The following is a 22841-nucleotide window of genomic DNA, read 5'->3' on the forward strand; positions in this document are numbered from 1 at the left end:
GCCCGGCTCAGTCCGCGCGTTCCAGCAGCGCCACCGGCAGTTCCGCGAAGAGTTCCGCCACGCGCGCGTGCCCCTCGAACTCCCGACCCGGCACCAGGACGTCGGCCCACCGTCCCGGCGGCAGCGGCAGCCGGGTCTCCCGCCAGCCGCCCGCCTCCGCCAGCCGCAGCGACAGCCGGGTCACGGCCGTGACCGTCTCACCCGAGCGCGCGAACGCCAGGCAGTGCTCCCCGGCCGGACCCTCGGCGGTCAACGGCTCGTACGCCGCCGCCGTCCCGAACGCGCCGGGCCGGCGCCGGCGCAGCCGCAGCGCGGCCCGGGTCACCGCCGCCTTGGGACCGCCCTCCTCGGGCGGGAACCGCACGGGGCGCCGGTTGTCCGGATCCACCAGGGCGCGGCAGTCGTTCTCGGTGCCCTGGTAGACGTCCGGCACCCCCGGCATCGTCAGATGCACCAGGGCCGTACCGAGCACATTGGCCCCGATGTACGGCTCCAGCGCGCGGCGCAGCGCCGCCACCCGCTCCCCGGACGCCCCGCACGGGCCCGCCGCGACGAACGCGGCCACCGCCTCCTCGTACGGCGGCTCCTGCTCGGTCCAGCTCGTGTACAGGCCCGCCTCGCGCACATGCTTCAGCAGCGCCTCCCGCACGCGCTCCCCGTCCGCCGGGCCGAGCCCGAACACCGTCTGCCAAGCCGCCCAGGCGAGCTGACCGTCCGGCACCTCCGCCTCCGCGCGCGTGACCTCCTCCAGGACCTCCGCCCAGCGCTGCGGGCACTCGGTGAGCACGGCCAGCGCGGCCCGTACGTCGGCGCTGCGCTTGGTGTCGTGCGTGGACACGACCGTGCCGCTCGCCGGCCAGTCGCGCTGCACGCGCGCGCAGTACGCGTGGAACTCCGCCGGGGACACCCCGGGACGGTCCGGCTCGCCGCCCACCTCGTTCGCCGCGAGCAGCGGGACGTACCGGTAGAACGCGGTGTCCTCCACCGACTTGGCGCGCAGCGCGGACGCCGTCTGCGCGAACCGGGCCCGGAACTCCGCGCGCAGCGGCCCCTCCCCGCCCAGCACCAGCGCCCGCACCGCGTCGACGGCGCCCGCCTCCTCCGCCACCGTGAACGCCCCCCGGGCCTCCTCGGCCGCCTCCTCGGTGACCACGGCGGCCGCGTCGCCCGAGGCGTACGGCCGGTAGACCTCCATCCGGACCAGCAGCTCCTCCAGCGCCGTGCGCAGTGCCCAGGGCGCCCGGTCGCGCAGCACGGGATCCGCGGCGTCCGCGCAGATCCGGGAGGCGAGCCGGGTCAGCCGGTCCCGTTCGGCCGCCAGCTCGTGCGTCAGCACCCCGTACGCCGCCCGGCGCGCGGTCGCCGCCCAGTCGCCGCCCCGGTCCGTCTGCGGGGCCGCGAAGCGCCGGTACAGGCCCAGCAGCTCCCGGGCGCCCACGGGGTCCGTGAAGAGGCCGTCGACGCGGCGCAGGGCGTCGTAGCCGGTGGTGCCGGCGACCGGCCAGGAGTCCGGCAGCCGCTCCCCGTCCGCGAGGATCTTCTCCACGACCGTCCAGCGGCCGCCGGTGGCCTCGTGCAGCCGCTCCAGATAGCCGTCGGGGTCGGCGAGCCCGTCCGGGTGGTCGATCCGCAGCCCGTCGAGGACGCCCTCGCGCAGCAGCCGCAGGACCGTGCCGTGGGTGGCCTCGAAGACCTCCGGGTCCTCCACCCGCACCCCGATCAGCTCCGAGATGCTGAAGAACCGCCGGTAGTTCAGTTCGGTGCGGGCCAGCCGCCACCACACCGGCCGGTACCACTGGGCGTCCAGCAGCCGCGGCAGCGGCAGCTCCGCGGTGCCCGCGCGGAGCGGCAGGACATGGTCGTAGTAGCGCAGGACGTCCCCGTCCACCCGCAGCCGCTCCAGCTCCCCGCCGACGGGCCCGCCGAGCACCGGCACCAGCACCCGGCCGCCACCCGCCTCCCAGTCGATGTCGAACCAGCGCGCGTACGGCGACCCGGGCCCCTCCCGCAGCACCTCCCACAGGGCGCGGTTGTGGCGCGGGGCCATCGCCATGTGGTTCGGCACGAGGTCCGCGACCAGCCCGAGCCCGTGCTCCCGCGCGGTGGCCGCCAGCGCCCGCAGCCCCTCCTCGCCACCCAGCTCCTCGCGCACGCGCGCGTGGTCCACCACGTCATAGCCGTGCGGGGAGCCCGGCACGGCCTCCAGGACCGGGGAGAGATGCAGATGCGACACACCGAGCGAGGCCAGGTACGGCACGGCGGCCGCCGCGGCGCCGAACGGGAACGCGGGCTGCAGCTGCAACCGGTAGGTGGCCGTGGGCACGACAGGAAACGCGAGGCTCATGGAAACCTACGTACCCGCGCTGCCTGCTTTCCTGTCACTCGGATCGACGGGGTCACCGGGGTTCACCGGCCGGGATCAGGCCGGCCGCTGCAGCACCGCCATGCTCCGATCGGCCAGCACCAGCCGCTCACCCGCCTGCACCTTGCGGCCCGTGCCCGGCGCGACCGGCTCCGGGTCGGCGGTGTCCACGACCACCTGCCACTGCCGCCCGTGGTCGACCGGCACCACGAACTCCAGCTCCTTGGGGGAGGCGTTGAACAGCAGCAGGAACGAGTCGTCGGTGATCCGCTCCCCGCGCGGGCCCGGCTCCGAGATCGCGTTGCCGTTGAGGAACACCGACAGCGCCGAGGCCTGCGCCCGCTCCCAGTCCCGCTGGGTCATCTCCCCGCCCTCCGGGGTGAACCAGGCGATGTCCGACAGCTCGTCGTGGGTGCCCTCCACGGGCCGCCCGTGGAAGAAGCGCCGCCGCCGGAAGACGGGGTGCTCGCGGCGCAGCCGGGTGAGCGCACGGGTGAAGTCCAGCAGCCCGCTGCCCTCCTCGGGCCAGTGCACCCACGCCAGCTCGCTGTCCTGGCAGTAGGCGTTGTTGTTGCCCCGCTGGGTCCGCCCGAACTCATCCCCGTGGCTGATCATCGGCACGCCCTGGGACAGCAGCAGCGTGGCGACGAAGTTGCGCATCTGCCGGGCCCGCAGCACCCGTACGCGCGCGTCCTCGGTCTCGCCCTCCGCGCCGCAGTTCCAGGACCGGTTGTGGCTCTCGCCGTCCCGGTTGTCCTCCCCGTTCGCCTGGTTGTGCTTGTCGTTGTACGCCACCAGGTCGTGCAGGGTGAACCCGTCGTGGCAGGTCACGAAGTTGATCGAGGCCAGCGGACGGCGGCCGTCGTCCTGGTAGAGGTCGGAGGAGCCGGTCAGCCGGGAGGCGAACTCCGCCAGGGTGCGCTGCTCGCCCCGCCACAGATCGCGCACGGTGTCCCGGTACTTGCCGTTCCACTCCGTCCACAGCGGCGGGAAGTTGCCCACCTGGTAGCCGCCCTCGCCCACGTCCCAGGGCTCCGCGATCAGCTTCACCTGGGAGACGACCGGGTCCTGCTGCACCAGGTCGAAGAACGACGACAGCCGGTCCACCTCGTGGAACTGCCGGGCGAGCGTCGCCGCGAGGTCGAAGCGGAAGCCGTCCACATGCATCTCGGTCACCCAGTACCGCAACGAGTCCATGATCATCTGGAGGACGTGCGGCGACCGCATGAGCAGCGAGTTCCCCGTGCCGGTCGTGTCCGTGTAGTAGCGGGCGTCCTCGGCCAGCCGGTAGTACTTCTGGTTGTCGATGCCGCGGAAGGACAGCGTCGGGCCCAGATGACTGCCCTCGGCGGTGTGGTTGTAGACCACGTCGAGGATCACCTCGATGCCCGCCTCGTGCAGTGCCCGCACCGCCGACTTGAACTCCAGCACCTGCTGGCCCCGGTCGCCCCAGGAGGCGTACGCGTTGTGCGGGGAGAAGAAGCCGATCGTGTTGTAGCCCCAGTAGTTGTTCAGGCCCATGTCGACCAGCCGGTGGTCGTTGACGAACTGGTGCACCGGCATCAGCTCCAGCGCCGTCACCCCGAGCCCGGTCAGATGCTCGATCACCGCCGGGTGCGCGAGGCCCGCGTAGGTGCCGCGCAGCTCCTCCGGCAGCCCCGGATGGAGCATCGTCAGCCCCTTCACATGGGCCTCGTAGATCACCGTGCGGTGGTACTCGGTGCGCGGCGGCCGGTCGTCGCCCCAGTCGAAGTACGGGTTGACCACCACCGACGTCATGGTGTGCGGCGCGGAGTCGAGGTCGTTGCGCTTCTCGGGGGAGCCGAAGGGATACCCGTACACCTCCTCGCCCCAGCGGACCGCGCCGGCGACCGCCTTCGCGTACGGGTCGAGCAGCAGCTTCGCCGAGTTGCAGCGCAGCCCGCGCGCGGGGTCGTACGGGCCGTGCACCCTGAAGCCGTAGCGCTGGCCGGGCATCACGCCCGGCAGATACGCGTGCCGGACGAACGCGTCGCTCTCCCGCAGTTCCACCGCCGTCTCCGAGCCGTCGTCGTGCAGCAGACACAGCTCTACTCGGTCCGCGGCCTCCGTGAAGACCGCGAAATTCGTGCCGGCGCCGTCGTACGTGGCACCGAGGGGGTACGCCTCTCCAGGCCAGACCTGCATGAACCGACTCTTTCAGGTGTGCCGCCGAGCCGGGGGCGCCTCGGCGCCCGAGTCTCGCGGAAACTGATGGAACCGCATTCGACTTACTGCCCTCTTACCTGTCGACCAGTGCATACGCCGGGCATACGGCGTACGCCGCATTCAGTGGGGCAGACAGACGTACTCCCGGCAGCAGGGGGAGTAGGGGGCAATTGTGCGCACGACAGTGCGCCGCCACCTGGGCAAGGTGGTGGCGGGTACGGCCATCGCAGTGGCTTCGACAGCCGTGATGGTCGCGATCACCCTGCCGGGCACGGCGGGGGCGGACGACAAGACAGGGCAGGGCGGGACCGGCCAGAGCGCCGGGCAGGCGGCCGCGGCAGGCGACAGCGCCGCGGTGGCGCCGGGCGTCGTCCAGGCCGCGCCCGACGAGGGCGAGAAGGGCAAGGGCAGCGACCCGCTCACGGACGACGAGATGAAGCGGGCCGAGAGCGTCGCGCTCAGCCGGCAGGCGTTCAACGCCGCGCAGAACGTCGAGGGCGAGCGCGGCCCGCAGCGCCTCGGCGTGGAACTCGCCGCGCCCGACGCCGACGAACTCGACGACCCGGACGCGCCCCGGCGCGCCGACGTCACGTTCTACGACTACAAGACCGACACGGTCGTCACCAAGACCGTCAACCTCGACACCGGCAAGGTGGAGAACACCGGCACCCAGCGCGGCGTCCAGCCGCCGCTGAGCCGCGACGAGCAGAACGAGGCGGCGCGGGTGCTCATCGCCGACCCGCTCGGCGCCGGCCTCAAGGCCGACTACAAGGACGCCACCGGCAAGGAGCTCACCTCCGCGGACCAGCTGGAGCTCTCCAGCATGATCTACCACTCGGTGCCCGGCGCCCAGCCGGCCGCACTCGACACCTGCGGTGAGCACCGCTGCGTCCGGCTGCTGCCGAAGGTGAAGAACGGTCCCTGGATCGACGCCCGGTCCCTGGTGATCGACCTCAGCGCCGGCAAGGTCACCAAGCTCAACGGCTGACACGGCCCGTATCTCCACTCTTCCCACCCGTCACCTCCTGTCAGGGAGTCATGTCCTCATGCGCGTCACCAGAATGAGCCGTACCCAGAAGGGGGCGGCCTTCGGCCTGTCCCTGGCCGCGCTGGCCGCCGGCGCGACCGCCGGGGCCGGCCCCGCCGTCGCCCAGGCGAAGGCCGCCCCCGCGGCGGCGGCCGCCGCCGACTGCAGCGCCGCCTACCGCATCGAACAGAAGCTCTCCACCGGCACCACCTGGCGCATGTGCTGGCGCTACGAGGCCAAGTCCGGGCTCGTCCTGGAGAAGGTCACCTACCAGCCGCCCGGCGAGCCCAAGCCGATCCGCGTCCTCACCAGCGCCAAGATCGCCCAGATCCATGTGCCCTACGACGACGGCAAGAACGAGTACAACGACGTCACCGACTTCAACTTCGGCTCCGGCCTGGTCAATCTGAAGCCCGCCGAGTGCCCCGGCGGCACCATCAAGACCATCAAGGTCCCGGAGACCGCCCCGGCCGACTCGAACGTCAAGGGCATGTGCACCACGACCCGTTCGCGCGGTCACGCCTACCGCATGCAGGCCGACAACAACAAGGTCTACCAGGCCCAGGGCAAGGACCTGCTGATCTACACGGTCAACAAGGTCGGCTGGTACGAGTACATGACCGAGTGGCGCTTCTCCGACGACGGCACCGTCAACATGAACGTCGGCGCCACCGGCAGCCTCTCGCCCTTCGACTACGACGCCGGCGACGGCCGCGGCTGGCCGATAGGCAACGGCGCCCAGGCCAAGGCCACCAGCCACAGCCACAACGTCTTCTGGCGGCTGGACTTCGGCCTCGACGGCTCCTCCGCCAACAAGATCGAGCAGTACGACTCGAAGGTCAGCGCCCCCGCGAGCGGCCAGCAGGGCCCGACCAACAAGACCACCCGCACCGCCGTCACCAAGGAACTCGCGGGCGACGCCAAGAACATGCGCTGGTGGCGCGTGGTCAGCAACATCGGCAAGAACAAGGACGGGCACGCGCGCAGCTACGAACTCGTCCCGGGCGCCACCACCAAGTACTCCGGACGCAGCTTCACCAAGCACGACGTCTACTTCACCGAGTACAACAAGTGCGAGATGTACGCGAGCAACAACCCCCTCAACTGCGGTACGGGACACCCGAAGGCCGTCGACGGCTGGGTGAACGGGCAGACCCTCAAGCACCCCGTGGTCTGGGTGAACGTGGGCTTCCACCACATCGCCCGCGACGAGGACCAGCAGCCCATGCCGGTCCACTGGCAGGGCTTCTCCATCGCCCCCCGGGACGTCACGGCCATGAATCCGCTCACACCGTCCGCGCTCCAGGACGAGAACGGCATCCCGCGTAACGGCGGTTGAGAAACGACCTGCCCATCCGGCTGCACCGCCGACCGGTCCCGGAGTACCCTTCCTTGATCGTTGAGACGGGGAGAGCTCGGGGGAGCGGAAGGCGGTGCTTGGGTGGGCTCGGGAGGGCTGGAGCTGCCCCCTGGTGACGAGGGTCACGAGGGGAACTCCACAGAGGTCCCGCCCGGAACGGTGTCCCTGGCCCGGCCGATGGAGACCAACGCCATCGGCCCGGAGCTGGACTGGGACGCCGACGCCTGGCGCGAGGTGCGCACCCGCGCCCAGCGGGCCGGCCGGGCCTACATATGGCTGAACCTCGTCGAACAGCGGCTGCGCGCCGTGGTGGCCGCCGTGCTGCGGCCCATCTACGAACCCGTCCACGGCGACGAATGGGTGGTCGCCGCGGCCGGCCCCGCCGGCCAGGAATGGGTGCAGCGCGCCGTCGCGGTCCGTGAAGTCAGCCGCCGCAAGGGCTACTTGCTCGACCCGGCCGACGACAACGTCATCTCCTTCCTGACGTTGCCCCAGCTGCGCGAGCTGATGGTGCAGCACTGGCCGTGCTTCGAGCCCTACCTCGACGACCGCCGGGACGTCGAACTCGCCCTGGACGAGCTGGAGGTGACCCGCAATGTCGTCTCCCGCAACCGGGCGCTCTCCGAGGCCGTCCTGGGCCAGGCCGAGCGGGCCTCGGCGCGGCTCCTGGAGATGCTCGGCACCGGCGGCGACGTGCCGTCCGCGCGCCGGCTGCCCGTGGACGCGGTCGAGGACCTCGTCGGCGACCGGTACGCGGACGTGGTCGCCGTCCACCCCGACCGGGTCCGGCTGCTGCGCCAGTTCCCGGCCGAGGACATCTTCGACGGCTCGCGCCGCATCGACGCCATCGGCATCGGGCTCAACCTGCTGGTGCAGAACTTCTCCGGCCGCCGTCTGGTCCGCCTCGCCGAGGCGGGCGCCCGGGTCCGGCTGCTCTTCCTCAACCCGGCCTCCAGCTCGGTCAAGCGCCGGGAGCGCGAACTCGGGATGAAACGGGGCGAACTCAGCCGCTCGGTGGAGATGAACATCCTCCACATGCGGCGCGTCCGCTCCCGGCTGCGCGACCCGGGCGCCTTCCAGATCCAGGTGTACGACGAGACGCCCCGCTTCACGGCCTACCTCGTGGACGGCGACGGCACCGACGGCGTCGCGGTCGTCCAGTCCTATCTGCGGCGCATGCGGGGCATGGAGGCGCCGGTGCTGGTGCTGCGCGGGGGCAACCGGGTGGTCAAGCCGGGCGAGGTGGACGAAGGGGGCCTTTTCGCCGCCTATCGCGAGGAGTTCGAACTGGCCTGGGCGGATTCGCGGCCTGTGTCCTGAATCATCCGACGGCCCGGCGCGGACGGCGGAACGCGGTCCCCTGATTGTCAGTGCCCCGTGCGAAGGTGGAGACCACAGGGGGAAAGCACCACCGAGAAGGGGGGCCGTCATGGCCTGGTACCGGGAGCTGCTCGTCGGCTTCGACCTGGAGACGACCGGGACGGATCCGCGCGAGGCGCGCATCGTCACGGGCGCCGTGATCGAGGTCGGGGACGGACAGGTCCTCGGGCGCAAGGAGTGGCTGGCGGACCCGGGCGTGGAGATCCCGGCCGACGCGGTCGCCGTGCACGGGATCAGCAATGAGCGGGCCGCCGCCGAGGGCAGCCCCGCCGACCGGGTCGCGGACGCGATCGCCGACGTCCTCACGGGCTACTGGCGCACCGGCGTCCCGGTCGTCGCCTACAACGCGACCTTCGACCTGACCCTGCTCTCCGCCGAACTGCGCCGCCATGGCCTGCCCTCCCTGCGCGACCGGCTCGGCGGACTCGACCCGGCGCCGGTCGTCGACCCGTACACCATCGACCGCTGGGCCGACCGCTACCGCCGCGGCAAGCGCAACCTCGAAGCGGTCTGCGCCGAGTACGGCGTCACCCTGGATTCCGCCCATGACGCCTCCGCCGACGCCCTCGCCGCCGCCCGGCTGGCCTGCGCGATAGCCGTCCGCCACCCCAAGGTCGGCGCCCTCGGCCCGGCGGAGCTGCACCGCCGCCAGATCGAGTGGTACGCGGACTGGGCGGCGGACTTCCAGAGCTTCCTGCGCCGCAAGGGCGAGACGGACGCGGTGGTGGACGCCTCCTGGCCGGTCCGCGAACCGGCCGACAGCGGCGCCAAGTAGGACCGGCTCAGAAGGGGTACCAGCGCACTGCCGCATCCCCGTCTCGCAGCGATGCCACCCTCCGCTCGAACTCCGTGAGCGCCTTGGGGTTGGCGGGCGCGTGCTGGGCGACCCAGGCGCAGCTCGCCGTCTCCCGGGCGCCCCGCAGCACCGCACAGCCCTCCCACTCCCGTACGTCCCAGCCGTAGGCGGCGGTGAAGGAGTCATAGGCGTCCGCGGGCAGGCCGTAGCGGTCGCGGGAGAGGGCCATCACCACCAGGTCGTGCTCCCGCAGGTCCGCCGAGACGGTCTCCAGATCGACCAGGACCGGACCGTCGGGGCCCACGTGCACATTGCGCGGCAGCGCGTCGCCGTGGATCGGGCCCGGCGGCAGCTGGGGGACCAGAGCGCCGGCGGCCGCCGCGAAGCCGTCGCGGCGCTCGCGCAGATACGCCGCGTCCGCCGGGTCGATCGCGTCACCGGCGAGCCGCAGCCAGCGCTCCACCCCGGACAGCAGATCCCGGGGCGGCAGACCGAAGGAGGGAGTGGGCAGGGCGTGCACCGACCGCAGCAGTTCGGCCAGATCCCGCGGCTCGGCAGGCCGTACGGCATCGGGCAGCCGGTGCCACACCGTCACCGGATGCCCCTCCACCAGCAGTGGCTCGGGCCCGGCCGCCCTTACGGCGGGGACACCGGCCTCGGCCAGCCAGGCGGCGATGTCCAGCTCGCGCCGCGCCCGGTCCAGCAGTTCGGCGTCCCGGCCCACCTTCACCACCAGGTCACCGGCGGCGAACACCGCGTTCTCCCCCAGGGCGAGGAGCCGAGCGTCCCGCGCCGGACCGGGCAGTACCTCCGCCCCGGCCAGTACGTCCCGCGCCCTTGCCTCGTCCACCGTCCGCCTCCTCGGTCGATTCCGGCCAGTCTCGCATTCCCCCAGGCCCCGGCCTTTCAGGAGTACTGCGGCGGAGCCGTCGACCTCGACGGACCGCGCACCCGGCCGCAGCGGGACGGCAACCTCGCGCTCGCCCGCTACCGGCGCTGACCCGCACTGTCGTAATCGAGGCCAGACCCCGCGCCCGCGACATGATCCGAACGACAGGCCCTGGTCCGCGCGGACACACGAGGAGGGCCCGTCGGTTCCCCTGTGACCGACGGGCCCCCGGATCGTGCAGCCGGGATCAGACGGGCAGCCGCTCGCCCTCGTCGTCGCGCGCGGCCCCGCCCGCGACGGCCTCCGCGGACTCGTCGTGCGTCATGTCCGGCAGCCAGCCCAGCCAGCCGGGCAGGTACCAGTTGCGCTCGCCGAGCAGGGCCATCACCGCCGGGAGCAGCACACCCCGGATGATCGTCGCGTCGATCAGCACGGCCGCCGCGAGGCCCACGCCCATCTGCTTCATGGACTGCATGGACAGCGTTCCGAAGATCGCGAACACGGCGACCATGATCACGGCGGCGCTGGTCACGACACCCGCCGTGGTGACGACACCGTGCTGGATGGCCTCGTTCGTGCTGCGCCCCCGCATCCGCGCCTCACGGATCCGCGACACCACGAACACGTGGTAGTCCATCGACAGACCGAAAAGGATCACGAAGAGGAACAGCGGCAGCCAGGTGATGATCGCGCCGACGCCCTCCGCGCCCACCAGCGAGGCACCCCAGCCGTGCTGGAAGACCGCGACCAGGATGCCGTAGGCGGCCCCCACCGACAGCAGGTTGAGCACGATCGAGGTGATCGCGACCGTCAGCGAGCGGAACGACAGCAGCATCAGCAGGAAGGCGAAGACCACCACGAACGCGAAGACCGGGACGACCGAGCCGATCAGCTGGTCGTTGAAGTCCTGGTTGCCCGCGACCTGACCGGTGATCGGCGCCTGCACCCCGTCGACCTTGCCGAGCGTGGCCGGCCGCACCTCGTCGCGCAGGATGTCCAGGCTCGCGCCCGCCTTGTCCTGGTCGGAGCCGCCGACCAGCGGGACGTAGACGAACGCGACGTTCTGCGCGTCGTGCAGCTTGATCTCCACCGGGCCGCGCGAGGCGCCCGAGCTGACCGCCTGCTCCTTGAACGCGGCGAGCGCGTCCTTCACCTCCGAGGAGTTGATGTCGTCGGCCTTCACCACGACCGTGGCCGGCTCGGAGCCGCCCGGGAAGGCCTCGTTGACCCGGTTGTACGTCTGCACGATCGGCAGCGAGTCGCCGAACTCCTGGTCCAGGGTGAGGTTCTGCGTCTTCATGCCGAGCGCCGGAGCCGCGACGGCCAGCAGCGCGCCGGCCGCGACCAGCACGGAGACGACGGGCTTGGCGAGCACCCCCTTGAGGACGGCCGACCAGAACCGGCTGCCCTGCTCGCCGGTCTGCGCGCGCCGCCGCTTCAGGAACGGCAGACGGCCCTTCTCCACCCGCTCGCCGAGCAGCGACAGCAGCGCGGGCAGCACGGTCACCGAACCGACCATCGCGACCGCCACCACCATCAGCGAGGCCAGTCCCATCGCCTCGAACGTGGCGAGCCCGGTGAACAGCATGCCCGCCATCGCCACACACACCGTGACACCGGAGACGATCACGGCCCGGCCGCTGGTCGCCGCCGCGATCCTGAGCGCGGTCCCCGCGTCCCGCCCCGCGGCCCGCTCCTCACGCTCCCGGCGCAGATAGAACAGGCAGTAGTCGACCCCCACGGCCAGACCCACCAGCAGCATCACCGAGCTGGCGGTGTCGTCCATCGGCTGGAAGTGACTGACGATCGCCATCAGACCGGTCGTCGCCATGATCGCGGTGAGCGCCAGCGCCACCGGCAGCAGCGCGGCCACCAGCGCGCCGAACGCGATCAGCAGAATGCCCAGCGCCACCGGCACCGCGGAGAGCTCGGCCTGCTGGAAGTCGTCGCCGAACGCGTCGTCGAACGTCTTCATCATGCTGGCGCCGCCGATCTCCTCGATCCGCAGCGAGGAGTGCTCCTTCTGCACCCCGGCGACCGCCTTCAGCACCGGCTCGACCCGCTCGCCGGCCGTGTCGGAGTCACCGCGCATGTCGAACTGCACGAGCGCGCTGCGTCCGTCCTTCGAGATCGTGTCCGTGTCGTACGGCGAAGTCACGTCGGTGACCTTCCCGGTCCCCTCCACTGCCGTGACGACCGCGGCGACCGCGGAGCGGAACTCGGCGTCGGTCGCCTTGAGCGACCCGCCCTTTGCCTGGACCAGCACGGTCTCGCCGGCCGGCTCCTCGATGCCCGCGTCCTCGATGATCTTCGCCGCGGTGTGGGTCTCGCCCCCGAGCTGGTCGCTCTCCTTGACGTCGACCGTGCCCACCGCCGACCCGATGCCCATGGCCAGGACGACGAACAGCACCCAGATGCCGACGGCGGCCCATCGGTGGCGTGCGCTCCAGCCGCCGGCCCGGGCCGCCAGGCCCCGTACCCGCGTATCTCCATGTGCCATGACGGGCCTGCCCCCTCGTGAGCGGTGGCAGCCCCCTGCCGCCACCTTTCGATTCGAAGGTATGGGCCGGATAAAGCCTTCTCGTCGTGCTCCCCGGTGAAGTGCGGGCGGGCGGGGTCCTCCCCTCGGAGCGGGCCGACTCACCGCAGGGGAGGAGGTGGCCCCCTACATCTATCTTGTGATCTCGGGGACGGGCACCAGGGTTCGGCTCCGCCGCCACCGCCTGCGGACCCTAGGGTGAGAGGCATGACGACGACGTACGCGGCCCTGCTGCGCGGGATCAACGTGGGCGGAGCCAGAAAGCTCCCGATGGCCGACCTCCGCACCCTCATGCAAGGGCTCGCATACGGCGACGTCCGCACCTATCTCCAGAGCGGCCAGGCCGTCTTCTCCTCGGCCCACGGCGACGAGGAGAGCCTCGCCGCCGAACTGGCCGCGGCGATCGCGCAGGAGTTCGGCTTCGACGTCGACGTCCTCGTCCGCGACCACGCGTACCTGAAGACGATCGCCGAGGCCTGCCCGTTCCCCGCCGCCGGCCTCCAGCCCAAGCAGCTCCACGTGACCTACTTCTCCGCGCCCGTCGACGCCGAGCGCTTCGCGGAGATCGACCGGGCCGCCCATCTGCCCGAGGAGTTCCGCCTCGGCGACCGCGCGCTGTACCTGTACGTCCCCGACGGCCTCGGCCGCTCCAAGCTCGCGGAGCTGCTGTCGAGGCCCCGCTTCACCAAGGGCCTGGTGGCGACCAGCCGGAACTGGAACACCGTGCTGAAACTGGTGGAGATGACGGAACCGTAGGCTCGTCCCATGCGCTACATCATCATCGGGGCAGGGGCGGTCGGCGGCACCGTCGGCGGACGGCTGGCGGAGGCCGGACAGGAGGTCGTCCTGGTCGCCCGGGGCGCCCACGCGGCGGCGCTGAAGGAGGGCGGGCTGCGGCTGAGGGTGCCGCAGGGTGAGCTGACACAGCGGCTGCCCGTCGTCGGCGGACCGCGGGAACTCGGCGTACTGCGCGCCGACGACGTCCTCGTCCTCGCCGTGAAGACCCAGGACAGCGAGGCGGCCCTCGGCACCTGGGGCCCGGCCCCGGTCGAGGGCGGCGGCACGGCCGCCGAGCGGCTGCCCCTGGTCTGCGCGCAGAACGGGGTCGAGAGCCAGCGCCTGGCCCTGCGCCGCTTCCGTCAGGTGTACGGCGTCTGCGTCTGGCTGCCCTCCACCCATGTCGAACCCGGCGTCGTCTCCGCCGCCGGCAGCCCGCTCACCGGCATCCTCCACCTCGGCCGCCACCCGCACGGCACCGACGACACCGCCCGCCGGATCGCCGCCGACCTGGAGAAGGCCCACTTCGAGGCCCCGGTCGTCGAGGACGTGGCCCGCTGGCAGTACGCCAAGCTGCTGTCCAACCTGGGCAACGCGCTGGAGGCGGTCGCCGGCGGTCTGGGCGGCGACCCGCTGGCCGAGGCGCTGTTCGCCCGGGTCCGGGCGGAGGGCGCGGCCGTGCTCGACGCGGCGGGCATCGCACACGCGAGCCCCGAGGAACAGCGCGCCGTGCGCGGCGACAAGGTCACCCTCGTCCCCCTCGACGGCGTCCCGCGCGGCGGCGGCTCCTCCTGGCAGTCCCTGAGCCGGGGCGCCGGCACCATCGAGGCCGACTACCTCAACGGCGAGATCGTCCTCCTCGGCCGGCTGCACGGCGTACCGACCCCGCTGAACGAACTCCTCCAGCGGCTGGCGAACGCATCCGCACGGGAGCGGAAGGCACCGGGGGCGCTGTCGGTGCAGGAGCTGGTACGCCTGGCCGACACCGTCAGCGGCTGAGCAGCGCCGCGCCCACGCTCGGATGCCGCAGATAGTCCAGGACGCCGTGCGGCCACCACGGCGCGATGCTGACGTCCGGCAACTGCTCCACCTCCGGGAAGACCCGGGCGAGTTCACCCTTCGGTACGGCGACGAAGTCCCCGACGTCGGCGAGGTTCACCCACCGCCGCACATTGCCGGGCTTCGCGCCGAACCCGCCCTGTGGCGCGGGGTCGAGCCGATGGAAGATCGCATGGGGGAGGGCGAGGGGCGAACCGAGGGTGAGCAGCAGCTGTACGTCGAGCGCTTCGCCGAGGCCGTGCAGTGCCTCGTAGGCCACGACACTGCCGAGCGAGTGGGCGACGACGACTTCGGGGCGGTGGCGCAGCAGGGCTTCCCGCACCCGCTCCAGCACGTGCGCCCGGCGGTCGGCGAAGTACCGGGCGACTTCCGGGAACACCAGCCGCACGCTCTTCTCGACCACCGCGGGCCTCTCCCCGCTGCGCCGGGCGACCTCCCCGCAGATCCACCGCAGCCAGCCGGTGGCCCGCCCCTGCACCCCGTCGGGCGCGACGCCCCAGGCGGCCGCCCAGTGCTCCACCAGCGCCACCTCGGCGTCGCTCAACTCCTCTCCCTGCCGCTCGCTGCGCAGCAGGTCGGCGTAGTAGGCGGCCTCCAGGTCGAGCGAGGGGACCGCGCCGCCGAGCGCACCCTGCCAGTCGGCACGCAGCCGGGCGGCGCCGAGGGCGGGGGTGAGGTCGGCGGCCTTGTAGGTGCGGACGCCGTGGATGCCTAGGGTGCGGGTCATGCGGGGGTGTCCTTCGGGGGGTTGGCGGTCAGGGAGTAGGTGGCCAGGGCGCCGTTCAGCACGACGTAGAGGTGGTCGGGGCCGGCGAATCCGTAGGCCTCGGGCTCATCGGCGAGGGGAACGCGTGAGCAGGGGCGCAGGGTCGAGGTGTCCCAGACCGTGAGGACGGGTGCGGTCTCGTCCCTGAACGCGAGGGCCATGAGCTTGCTGTCGGCGGAGAACATCAAGGGAAAACGGCGTCCGGGATCGCCGATGTGAACGGTCTCGGGTGAGGGAAGTTCATCGGCAGGCCCTCGGCGGAAGACGTACATCTCAGGGGATGCCATCGCTGCCAGGACACTGCCGTCGGGTGAGAAGACGAGCTCTTTCACACGGCGGTTCAGTCTCCCCTCGGTGAGCACTCGGCCGGTGGCGGGATCGCGGAGGGTGAGCCGTCCGCTCCCGCGTTCATGGACGGCGATGAACCGCCCCTTGGGGCAGCCGACGACGGTCTCCCCGTCGAAGTGCGGCAATCGCGGAGTCCGTGCTTCTCGGCCGAAGTCCTTCCACAGTTTCAGGCCCCGGTTCTGCTCGGCGCTGACGAGCACCCCGGTGGCCGGGTGGACGGCGATGGAGGTGAATTGGTTATCCGCCTCCAGCCGGTTGACCACCCGGGCTTCCTTCACGTCCACGATGTTCAGTGACCGCCAGCAGCCCAGGGCCAACAGAGAACCGTCGGGAGTGAAGGCGATGTCGATGTCGATGTCGCTGTCGGTACCGGTACCGATGTGCGCAACGATCTCCCGCGTGGCGACGGACCGCAGCGACACACTGCCGGGGGAGGCGGTGGCCAGGAAGCAGCCGTCCGGCGAGAACGCGACCGCGGAGGACGGCGTGCGCGTCAGAGGCGTCCACCGGTCCTGTGCGGGCTCCCACAGGGTGACTCCGGCGGTGCCGCACACGACCAGGAACGATCCGTCAGGGCTGAAGGCCACGTCGCGCACCTCCTCCACATCGTCGACCTCCTCGCCCGCCTCCCGGCGCGTGCGTTCCGTCGGCCGGCCGTCGACGATGTCCCACACCGATACGCCGTGCTCCTTGCTGCCCACTGCGAGCCGACGGCTGTCCGGCGAGAAGGCCAGCGCGGTGGCGGCGCCGGTTCTGCAGTCCCAGGGCGGTCCGGCGAACACCTGGTTGTGTACGTCCCAGAGCTGGATGCTCCGCCTGAACGACGGCCTGGCGAGGGCGATCAGCCGGCCGTCCGGAGAGAAGGCGACCCTGTTGACGATGTCGACTCCCGGCCGATTGAGCTGGGGGATGACCGGCTTCCAGGTCTCCGTCTCCAGCAGGCCGATCCCGCTCCAGGTGGCGAGGGCCAACAAGCCCCCGTCAGGCGAGAAGGCGAGGTGCTGAACACCGTTCCTGGCATCGACGAATCGACTCCCGGACACGGGCGGACCACCCTCGGCCCACCGGAGGGCGTGCCCCGCGGCCTCCGGTCGTACCGCCGACCGGCGGGCGATCCCGGTGAACTCCCGCCGGAGGTCGGCGAGTCCCAGCCGCTCGGCGTCGAAGGCGAACACGGCCGCCCTGTCGGACGCGCTGCGCAGCCGGGCGTGCGTGCGCCAGGAGGCGCTGAGCAATGTCAGACAGTTCGTCGCCTGTTCGGAACGGACGAGGTCCATCGCCCGGTGGTCCTCCCTGGGATCGAAGCGGACCAGGAAGCAGGGGTCGGTGAGGAGCGCCTCGGCATGGGCCACCGAGCCGGCCTGTGCGGCATGCCCCAGCGCGTGCCGCAGGACGTACGGCTCGTCCTCGGCCGCCTCCCAGAGATCCTCGCCCTGCTCCGTGCCTCCCGCGAAGGGGCCGACGAGCTCGGCGAGCAGCTGCCGCTCCAGGCCGGTCCCCTCCGCCTCGTCCAGGGGATCCTCGCTCACGGGGTGGTCCCGCAGATAGTCGACCAGCCCCTGGTGGAAGAGCCGGTACAGGGTCTCCCCGCTCTGCGGGTCGGTGCCGTAGCGCAGGAACGGCGAGGCCTCCCACAGCGTGTCGCGCAGACCCTCGTCGGCGATGTCCTGGGCGTCCAGGGCGCGCAGACAGCGGTGCAGCACCGTGCGGGGCATACCGGCGCCACGGGAGCGGGCCAGCACCGCGAGCACGGCTCGCAGGGCGGGAAAGTCCTGACGCCGGGTGGTCAGGATCGATTCGAGCAGGGAGGGCAGGTCGGCCGAGGCCGCCTTCGCGTAGGTGGCGGCGCCCGCCTCGTCCCGGGGCGGGTGCTTCAGCGTCAGCAGGAAGTGGACGTACAGACCGGCGAGGAGGAACGGCCCCCAGGGCCCGTTCGGGCGGCCGCCGCGGACGATGTACTGCGCGCCCCGCTTCGCCAGCACGTCGACGAAGTCCGCCGGGCCACCGGAGACGTAGGGCTCCCTGGCCCGGAGCATCGCGTGGATGTAGCGCTGCACGTCGTGCTCCACCATGACGGGGGCGGCCGTGTCGAGGTCGATGCGCTCGCTCGTGACGTCCGCCGTCTGTTCGAGCGCGTGCAGCGCGGTGACGACCTCCTGTCGGCCCCCGAGCAGGATCCTGCACGGCCTCGTCCCCTTGCCGCGGCCCGAGGACAGGAGGTCGGCCACCAGATGCAGCACCTCCTGGGGCTCGCTGCTCTCGTCGACCGCGTCGATCACGAGGAGACGGTCCTCGCCCTCCTCGGCGAGTGCTGTGCCCAGCCGCCGCGCGTTCCAGGGCAGCACCCCCGGTCCCCCCGCCGACCGGGGAGTGGCGATCAGCTTCCCGTCGCGCGTCGGCCGCTCCAGCCCCACGAGGGAGGCGACGGCCTCCACCACCTGCTGAGCCGTCCGCTGCCGCGCATGCACCGCCACCACCCCGGGTACCTCGGGCAGTTCCCGCCCCGCCGACTCCCACAGCTCCCGGTACCGCTGCCGCAGCGCCGGATCGGCGGCGCAGACGATCACCCCGAGCAGTCCGGACTTGCCCGCCCCCGCCGCGCCCGTCACCGTCAGCAGCCGGCCGTCCCCGGCCAGCCAGGTGGTGTACTGCTCCAGCTCCGCCGCCCGGCCGGAGAAGAACCCGGCACCGGTGTCGGTCGGGACGAGTCCACGTCCCGAGGCACGGTCGGCGAAGTAGGCCGAGTCGTCGACCTGTTGGTCCCCCGAGCCGGAGGGGTTCGTGACGCCTTCGCCGGGCACATGCCCCAACGACCGCTGCCGCAGCCGCCGTTGCTCATCCGTCAGCCCCACCAGCCGAGGGTTCGGCAGGAACGGCCAGTCCGCGTCGCCCTGTTCGAGGTGGAAGCCCAGCGACAGCCGCAGCCCCGCCGCGTCCTTGCGGTTGACCCGGATCACCTCGTGCACGAACCGGCCGAACGGGACCGACTCCTCGTCGAGGGCGAAGTCCCGGTCCGCCAGCCGGTGCAGCGCGGCGGCGACCCAGCCGCTGAACCGCCCCCGCTCGGTGGGGGTGTCGGCGACGCACGCCCCCAGCGCCCACACCCCCCGCTCCACGTCCAGCTCGGTGAACGGCTGGCGTCCCGTCGCCGTCCCCGCCGAGCAGGTGTCCACCAGGAAGACGACCCGCCGCCGGTTCCCGCCCCGCTCCACCTCCTGCTGGGCCTTCTCGATCCAGCGGTCGACGTCCACCTCACGGTCGTCCCGCGCGACGAACGACAGCCGCGCTCCACGGTCCACCCGTCCATGCCCCACGAGGTGGACGACGATCACCTCGGCGGGGGGCGGCTCCTTGACCAGACGTCCGCGCAGCAGCGTCTCGATCTCGTCCTCGTCCAGGTCGAGTGCGGTCTCCACCTCGGCGTTCAACCGCTCGAAGGCCTTGGCGACCTCCTCCACCCGTCCGGCGACGAAACCGAGCTCCTCCTCGGTGCCGCCCTCGTCGAAGCTCCCGACACCGATCGACAGCAAGAACACCCGGGGGGTACGGCGGTCCTCGGCCGTCCCGCCCACCGACTCGTCCACCACGTCTCCCCCGCGCACCGTACGGACCCACGACCGCCCGGAGGGTCACACCCCCCCGGCACGACCTCCCGACGCTATCGGATCGCGTGGCACCCCACACGCCGTCAGCCGGAATGCGCACCCTCAGGTGCCGGAACGCCCCGCGGCGGTCGTTCAGGCCCCGACCGCCGCGAGGGCCGGCCGCCGTGCCGCGTCGTACCGGTCCAGCAGCAGCCGCGCCACCTCGGGCGCCGGGCCCAGGACCTCGGCCAGGACGTCCGCGTCGGCCGCGCCGCGGGCGATGCGGTCCGGGAGGCGGCCGGGCGCCAGGACGTACGGCGCGACGGCGACGCGGGCGCAGCCCAGCTCGCGCAGTGCGCGCACCGCGTCCTCGGTGCGCGGCAGGGATGCGGAGGCGAACGCAGGCCGCACGGCGCACCAACCGGTGTGCCGCCACTCCCGCGCGATTGCTGCGATCACTGCGATCGCCTCCGGGTCCGTGGACCCCGCCGAGGCCAGCACGACCCCGGTCGAGGACTTGTCGGCGGGCGTCAGGCCCGCCTCGTACAGCCGCCGGTCCAGCGCCCGCAGCAGCAGCGGCGACGGACCGAGCACCTCGGCCTGCCGGATCCGCAGCCGCGGCGGCGCGTCCCGCAGGACCGCCGGGATGTCCGCCTTCGCGTGGAAGGCGCGGGTGAGCAGCAGCGGGAGGGCGACGACGTCGCGTACGCCCTCGGCCGCCAGGGACTCCAGCACCCCGTGCACGGAGGGGAGGGTGAAGTCCAGGAAGCCGGTCTCCACGCGCAGCCCCGGCCGCAGCGACCGTACCCGCCGCACGAGGGCGTGCACGGTCGCGGCGTGCCGCGGATCGCGGCTGCCGTGGGCGACGACGAGGAGGACCGGCCCGGTGCGCATCCTGAGGATCAGCCCTTCACCAGCAGGCCGCGGCTGCGCAGCACCCAGCGCTCCAGCGGGCTGAAGATCAGCAGGTCGATGGCGATGCCGACGAACAGGATGAGCAGGATCGCCTCGAACACCATGCCCATGTCGCTGGCGTTGCGGCCGTTCTCCAGGAGCTGGCCCAGGCCCACGCCGAGGTCGGGGAAGGAGGCGATGATCTCCGCCGCCATCAGCGACCGCCACGAGAACGCCCAGCCCTGCTTCAGACCGGCCACATAGCCCGGCAGCGCGGCCGGCAGCGTGATGTACACGGTGCCCTTGACGCCCGTCGCGCCCATGGTGCGGCCGGCCCGCAGGAACAGCGGCGGCACCTGGTCGACGCCGGACACCAGCCCGTTGGCGATCGAGGGGACCGCGCCCAGCAGGATCACCGCGTACATCATCGAGTTGTTCAGACCCAGCCACAGCACGGCCGGCGGCACCCACGCCACCGACGGCAGGGACTGGAGCCCGGACAGGATCGGACCGATCGCCGCCCGGACGAACTTCACCCGTGCCACCAGCAGCCCCAGCGGGGTGCCGATGGCGAGCGCGAAGAGGAAGCCGAGCAGACCGCGCGAGACGCTCGTCCAGATGTAGCCGAGCAGCGTGCCCTCGAGCCAGGCCGTCTTCAGCGTCTGCCAGACGTCCCCGGGCGCCACCAGCTTGGTCGGGTCGTCGACGACCTTGAACGCGATCTGCCAGACGACCAGCAGCAGCAGGGTCGCCAGGATCGGCGGCAGGATCTTGTCCACGAAGGTCCGCGCGAACGGCGTCCGGCCGGTGGCGGTGACCCCGTCCAGCGCGTCGAGACCGGCCTCGACGCTCCCGGAGTCGGCGGACTTCGTCTCAGTGCTGGCCATGACGGCGGATCTCCCCACGCAGGACATCGGTGATTTCCAGGGACAGTTCCGCCACGGGGGCGTCCTCGATACGGCGCGGCTGCGGGATGTCGACCACCCACTCGCGCGCGATCCGACCCGGCCGGGACGACAGCAGGATCACCCGCTGGGCGAGCCGCACCGCCTCGCGCACATTGTGCGTGACGAACAGGACCGACAGGCCCGTCTCCGTCCAGATCCGGGTCAGCTCGTCGTGCAGCACGTCCCGGGTGATGGCGTCCAGCGCCGCGAACGGCTCGTCCATCAGCAGCAGCTGGCTCTCCTGGGCGAGCGCCCGGGCCATCGCCACCCGCTGGCGCATACCGCCGGACAGCTCGTGCACCCGCTTGCCGTACGCGCCCTTCAGCCGGACCAGCTCGAGCAGCTCCTCGGCGCGGCCGCGCCGGTCGTTCTTGGCGACTCCCCTGAGCTTCAGGGCGAGTTCGATGTTCTTGCCGGCGGTGAGCCAGGGGAACAGGGCGTGCTCCTGGAACATCAGCGCCGGACGGCCGTCGGTCGTGATGGACCCGGCGGTGGGCTGGTCCAGCCCGGCCACCAGGTTCAGCAGCGTCGACTTGCCACAGCCCGAGGCCCCCAGGAGGGTGACGAACTCGCCCGGTGCGACATCGAGGGTGATGTCGTCCAGGACGAGCTGCTGCCCGCCCGGTCCCGCGAAGGACTTCGATACGTGATCGAGGCGTGCCGCGTACTCCACCGTTTCGGCGGCCTTGGCGAGGGTCGTGCTCATGGTCGTCACCTCCTGGGAACTCATCGGGACTTCGGTCAGCTGCCGCTCACGCCGAGACCGGCGTCGTCGACCGCGGTCTCACCCTCGGCCTTGAGGACCTTGTTCAGGATCGACAGGTCGTAGATGCCCTTGAGGTCGGGCTTCTCCAGCAGACCCGCCTTGACGGCGTGCTCCGCCTCGGTGTTGAGGGTGGAGGCCAGCGGGTCGTTGATGAACTGGATCGACTTCCACGCCGGGTCCAGGACGTCCGTCGGCAGCGCCTTGCCGGAGTCCGCCTCCAGCTGCTTGTTCGCCGCCGCCTTCGCCTCGTCCGGGTTGGCGTTGATCCACTTGTTGGTCTCGACCGAGCCCTTCAGCACGGCCTCGACGACCTTCGGGTGCTCGGTGAGGAACTTCTGCGACACGATGATGTTCGTGATCACGAACTTCTTCTCGGGCCACAGCGTCGACTCGTCGAGGAGCACCTTGCCGCCCTCGGCGACCAGCTTCGACGCGGTGGGCTCGGGCACCCACGCTCCGTCGATCGAGCCCGCCTTGAAGGCGTCCGGGGTCACCTTGTTGTCGCTGCGCACGACGGTGACGTCGCCCTTGCCGCTCTGCGCGTCGACCTTCCAGCCCTGGTCCGCGATCCAGTTGAGGAACGCCACGTCCTGCGTGTTGCCGAGCTGAGGCGTGGCGATCTTCTTGCCCTTGACGTCCTTGAGGGACTTGACCTTGTCCGGGTTGACGACGAGCTTCACGCCGCCGGAGGCCGAACCGCCGATGATCCGCAGGGACTTGCCGTCGGACTTGGCGTAGCCGTTGATCGCGGGGGAGGGGCCGATCCAGCCGATGTCGATGGACCCGGCGTTCAGCGCCTCGATCTCCGAGGGGCCGGCGTTGAAGGTGGCGTAGGAGGCCTTCGTGGCGCCGAGCGCCTTCTGGAAGATGCCCTGCTCACGGCCGACGAGCGCGGTCGCGTGGGTCAGGTTGCCGAAGTAACCGATCTTGACGGTGTCGAGCCCGTCGATCTTCTCCGCCCCGGCGGCGACCTTCTCGTTCTTGTTGGTGTCCTTGGCCTCGGACCCGTAGCCGCAGGCGGCGAGGGCGAGGAGGGGGAGTGCGGCTACGGCGGCGAGGCCGCGGCGAAGGGTCGTCGAGCGGGCTGAACGGCTGGCAGGCACGGGAGGGGTTCCTCTCGTTGGCCCGGCGGTCACGGTCTTTCAGGTCGTGGCCGGGTA

Annotated in this window: 16 protein-coding genes; 6 read left to right on the plus strand and 10 right to left on the minus strand. The window is 71.8% G+C overall.

Going from position 1 to position 22841, the window contains the following annotated elements; all coding sequences use genetic code 11:
* Positions 1-7: 7 nt before the first annotated feature.
* The gene (treY, locus tag ACYQ8Q_RS34945; RefSeq protein ID WP_460070635.1) at positions 8-2344 is read right to left on the minus strand and encodes a malto-oligosyltrehalose synthase; all 2337 of its coding nucleotides are present in this window, start codon (positions 2342-2344) and stop codon (positions 8-10) included.
* A gap of 75 nt (positions 2345-2419) precedes the next feature.
* Entirely contained in the window at positions 2420-4528 is a 2109-nt protein-coding gene (gene glgX, locus ACYQ8Q_RS34950; protein WP_460070637.1) for a glycogen debranching protein GlgX, read from the minus strand.
* Positions 4529-4721: 193 nt separating this feature from the next.
* On the opposite strand from glgX, the gene ACYQ8Q_RS34955 reads away from it, so the two are divergent.
* The 4 genes from ACYQ8Q_RS34955 (at position 4722) to ACYQ8Q_RS34970 (ending at position 9091) form a co-directional block, all read left to right on the plus strand.
* Entirely contained in the window at positions 4722-5537 is an 816-nt protein-coding gene (locus ACYQ8Q_RS34955; protein ID WP_460070638.1) for a Tat pathway signal sequence domain protein, read from the plus strand.
* Between the two features lie 58 nt (positions 5538-5595).
* Entirely contained in the window at positions 5596-6915 is a 1320-nt protein-coding gene (locus ACYQ8Q_RS34960) for a copper amine oxidase (RefSeq protein ID WP_460070639.1), read from the plus strand.
* Between the two features lie 102 nt (positions 6916-7017).
* The gene (locus ACYQ8Q_RS34965; protein WP_460070640.1) at positions 7018-8256 is read left to right on the plus strand and encodes an SAV2148 family HEPN domain-containing protein; all 1239 of its coding nucleotides are present in this window, start codon (positions 7018-7020) and stop codon (positions 8254-8256) included.
* 109 nt (positions 8257-8365) lie between these two features.
* Positions 8366-9091 (plus strand): exonuclease domain-containing protein, encoded by a 726-nt coding sequence (locus tag ACYQ8Q_RS34970; protein WP_460070641.1) that lies wholly within the window; start codon positions 8366-8368, stop codon positions 9089-9091.
* 7 nt (positions 9092-9098) lie between these two features.
* Here ACYQ8Q_RS34970 and ACYQ8Q_RS34975 read toward each other — a convergent pair whose 3' ends face one another.
* Complete coding sequence (locus ACYQ8Q_RS34975; protein ID WP_460070642.1) at positions 9099-9962, minus strand: phosphotransferase enzyme family protein; 864 nt, start codon at positions 9960-9962, stop codon at positions 9099-9101.
* A 286-nt stretch (positions 9963-10248) separates the two neighbouring features.
* Positions 10249-12501 (minus strand): MMPL family transporter, encoded by a 2253-nt coding sequence (locus tag ACYQ8Q_RS34980; RefSeq protein WP_460070643.1) that lies wholly within the window; start codon positions 12499-12501, stop codon positions 10249-10251.
* 246 nt (positions 12502-12747) lie between these two features.
* Here ACYQ8Q_RS34980 and ACYQ8Q_RS34985 point away from each other — a divergent pair, with 246 nt between their 5' ends.
* The gene (locus ACYQ8Q_RS34985) at positions 12748-13296 is read left to right on the plus strand and encodes a DUF1697 domain-containing protein (protein WP_460070644.1); all 549 of its coding nucleotides are present in this window, start codon (positions 12748-12750) and stop codon (positions 13294-13296) included.
* A 9-nt stretch (positions 13297-13305) separates the two neighbouring features.
* Positions 13306-14316: a ketopantoate reductase family protein gene (locus tag ACYQ8Q_RS34990; RefSeq protein WP_460070645.1), complete on the plus strand. Its 1011-nt coding sequence runs from the start codon at positions 13306-13308 to the stop codon at positions 14314-14316.
* On the opposite strand, the gene ACYQ8Q_RS34995 is transcribed toward ACYQ8Q_RS34990, so the two are convergent.
* The 6 genes from ACYQ8Q_RS34995 to ACYQ8Q_RS35020 form a co-directional block, all read right to left on the minus strand.
* A complete protein-coding gene (locus ACYQ8Q_RS34995) occupies positions 14306-15103 on the minus strand; it encodes a serine peptidase (protein WP_460070646.1) in 798 nt (265 codons plus the stop codon). The genes ACYQ8Q_RS34990 and ACYQ8Q_RS34995 overlap by 11 nt on opposite strands.
* Positions 15100-19074 carry a P-loop domain-containing protein gene (locus tag ACYQ8Q_RS35000; RefSeq protein ID WP_460070647.1) on the minus strand — a complete coding sequence of 1325 codons (3975 nt, stop codon included), beginning with the start codon at positions 19072-19074 and terminating at the stop codon, positions 15100-15102. The genes ACYQ8Q_RS34995 and ACYQ8Q_RS35000 overlap by 4 nt, the downstream gene beginning before the upstream one ends.
* 153 nt (positions 19075-19227) lie before the next feature.
* A complete protein-coding gene (locus ACYQ8Q_RS35005) occupies positions 19228-19968 on the minus strand; it encodes a sirohydrochlorin chelatase (RefSeq protein WP_460070649.1) in 741 nt (246 codons plus the stop codon).
* A gap of 8 nt (positions 19969-19976) precedes the next feature.
* Positions 19977-20855 carry an ABC transporter permease gene (locus ACYQ8Q_RS35010; protein WP_460070650.1) on the minus strand — a complete coding sequence of 293 codons (879 nt, stop codon included), beginning with the start codon at positions 20853-20855 and terminating at the stop codon, positions 19977-19979.
* Positions 20842-21645 carry an ABC transporter ATP-binding protein gene (locus ACYQ8Q_RS35015; protein ID WP_460070651.1) on the minus strand — a complete coding sequence of 268 codons (804 nt, stop codon included), beginning with the start codon at positions 21643-21645 and terminating at the stop codon, positions 20842-20844. Before ACYQ8Q_RS35015 ends, ACYQ8Q_RS35010 begins: the two co-directional genes overlap by 14 nt.
* An 11-nt stretch (positions 21646-21656) precedes the next feature.
* Entirely contained in the window at positions 21657-22784 is a 1128-nt protein-coding gene (locus tag ACYQ8Q_RS35020; protein ID WP_460070652.1) for an aliphatic sulfonate ABC transporter substrate-binding protein, read from the minus strand.
* Positions 22785-22841: the final 57 nt, after the last annotated feature.

The sequence above is a fragment of the Streptomyces sp. YKOK-I1 genome, assembly GCF_054660435.1.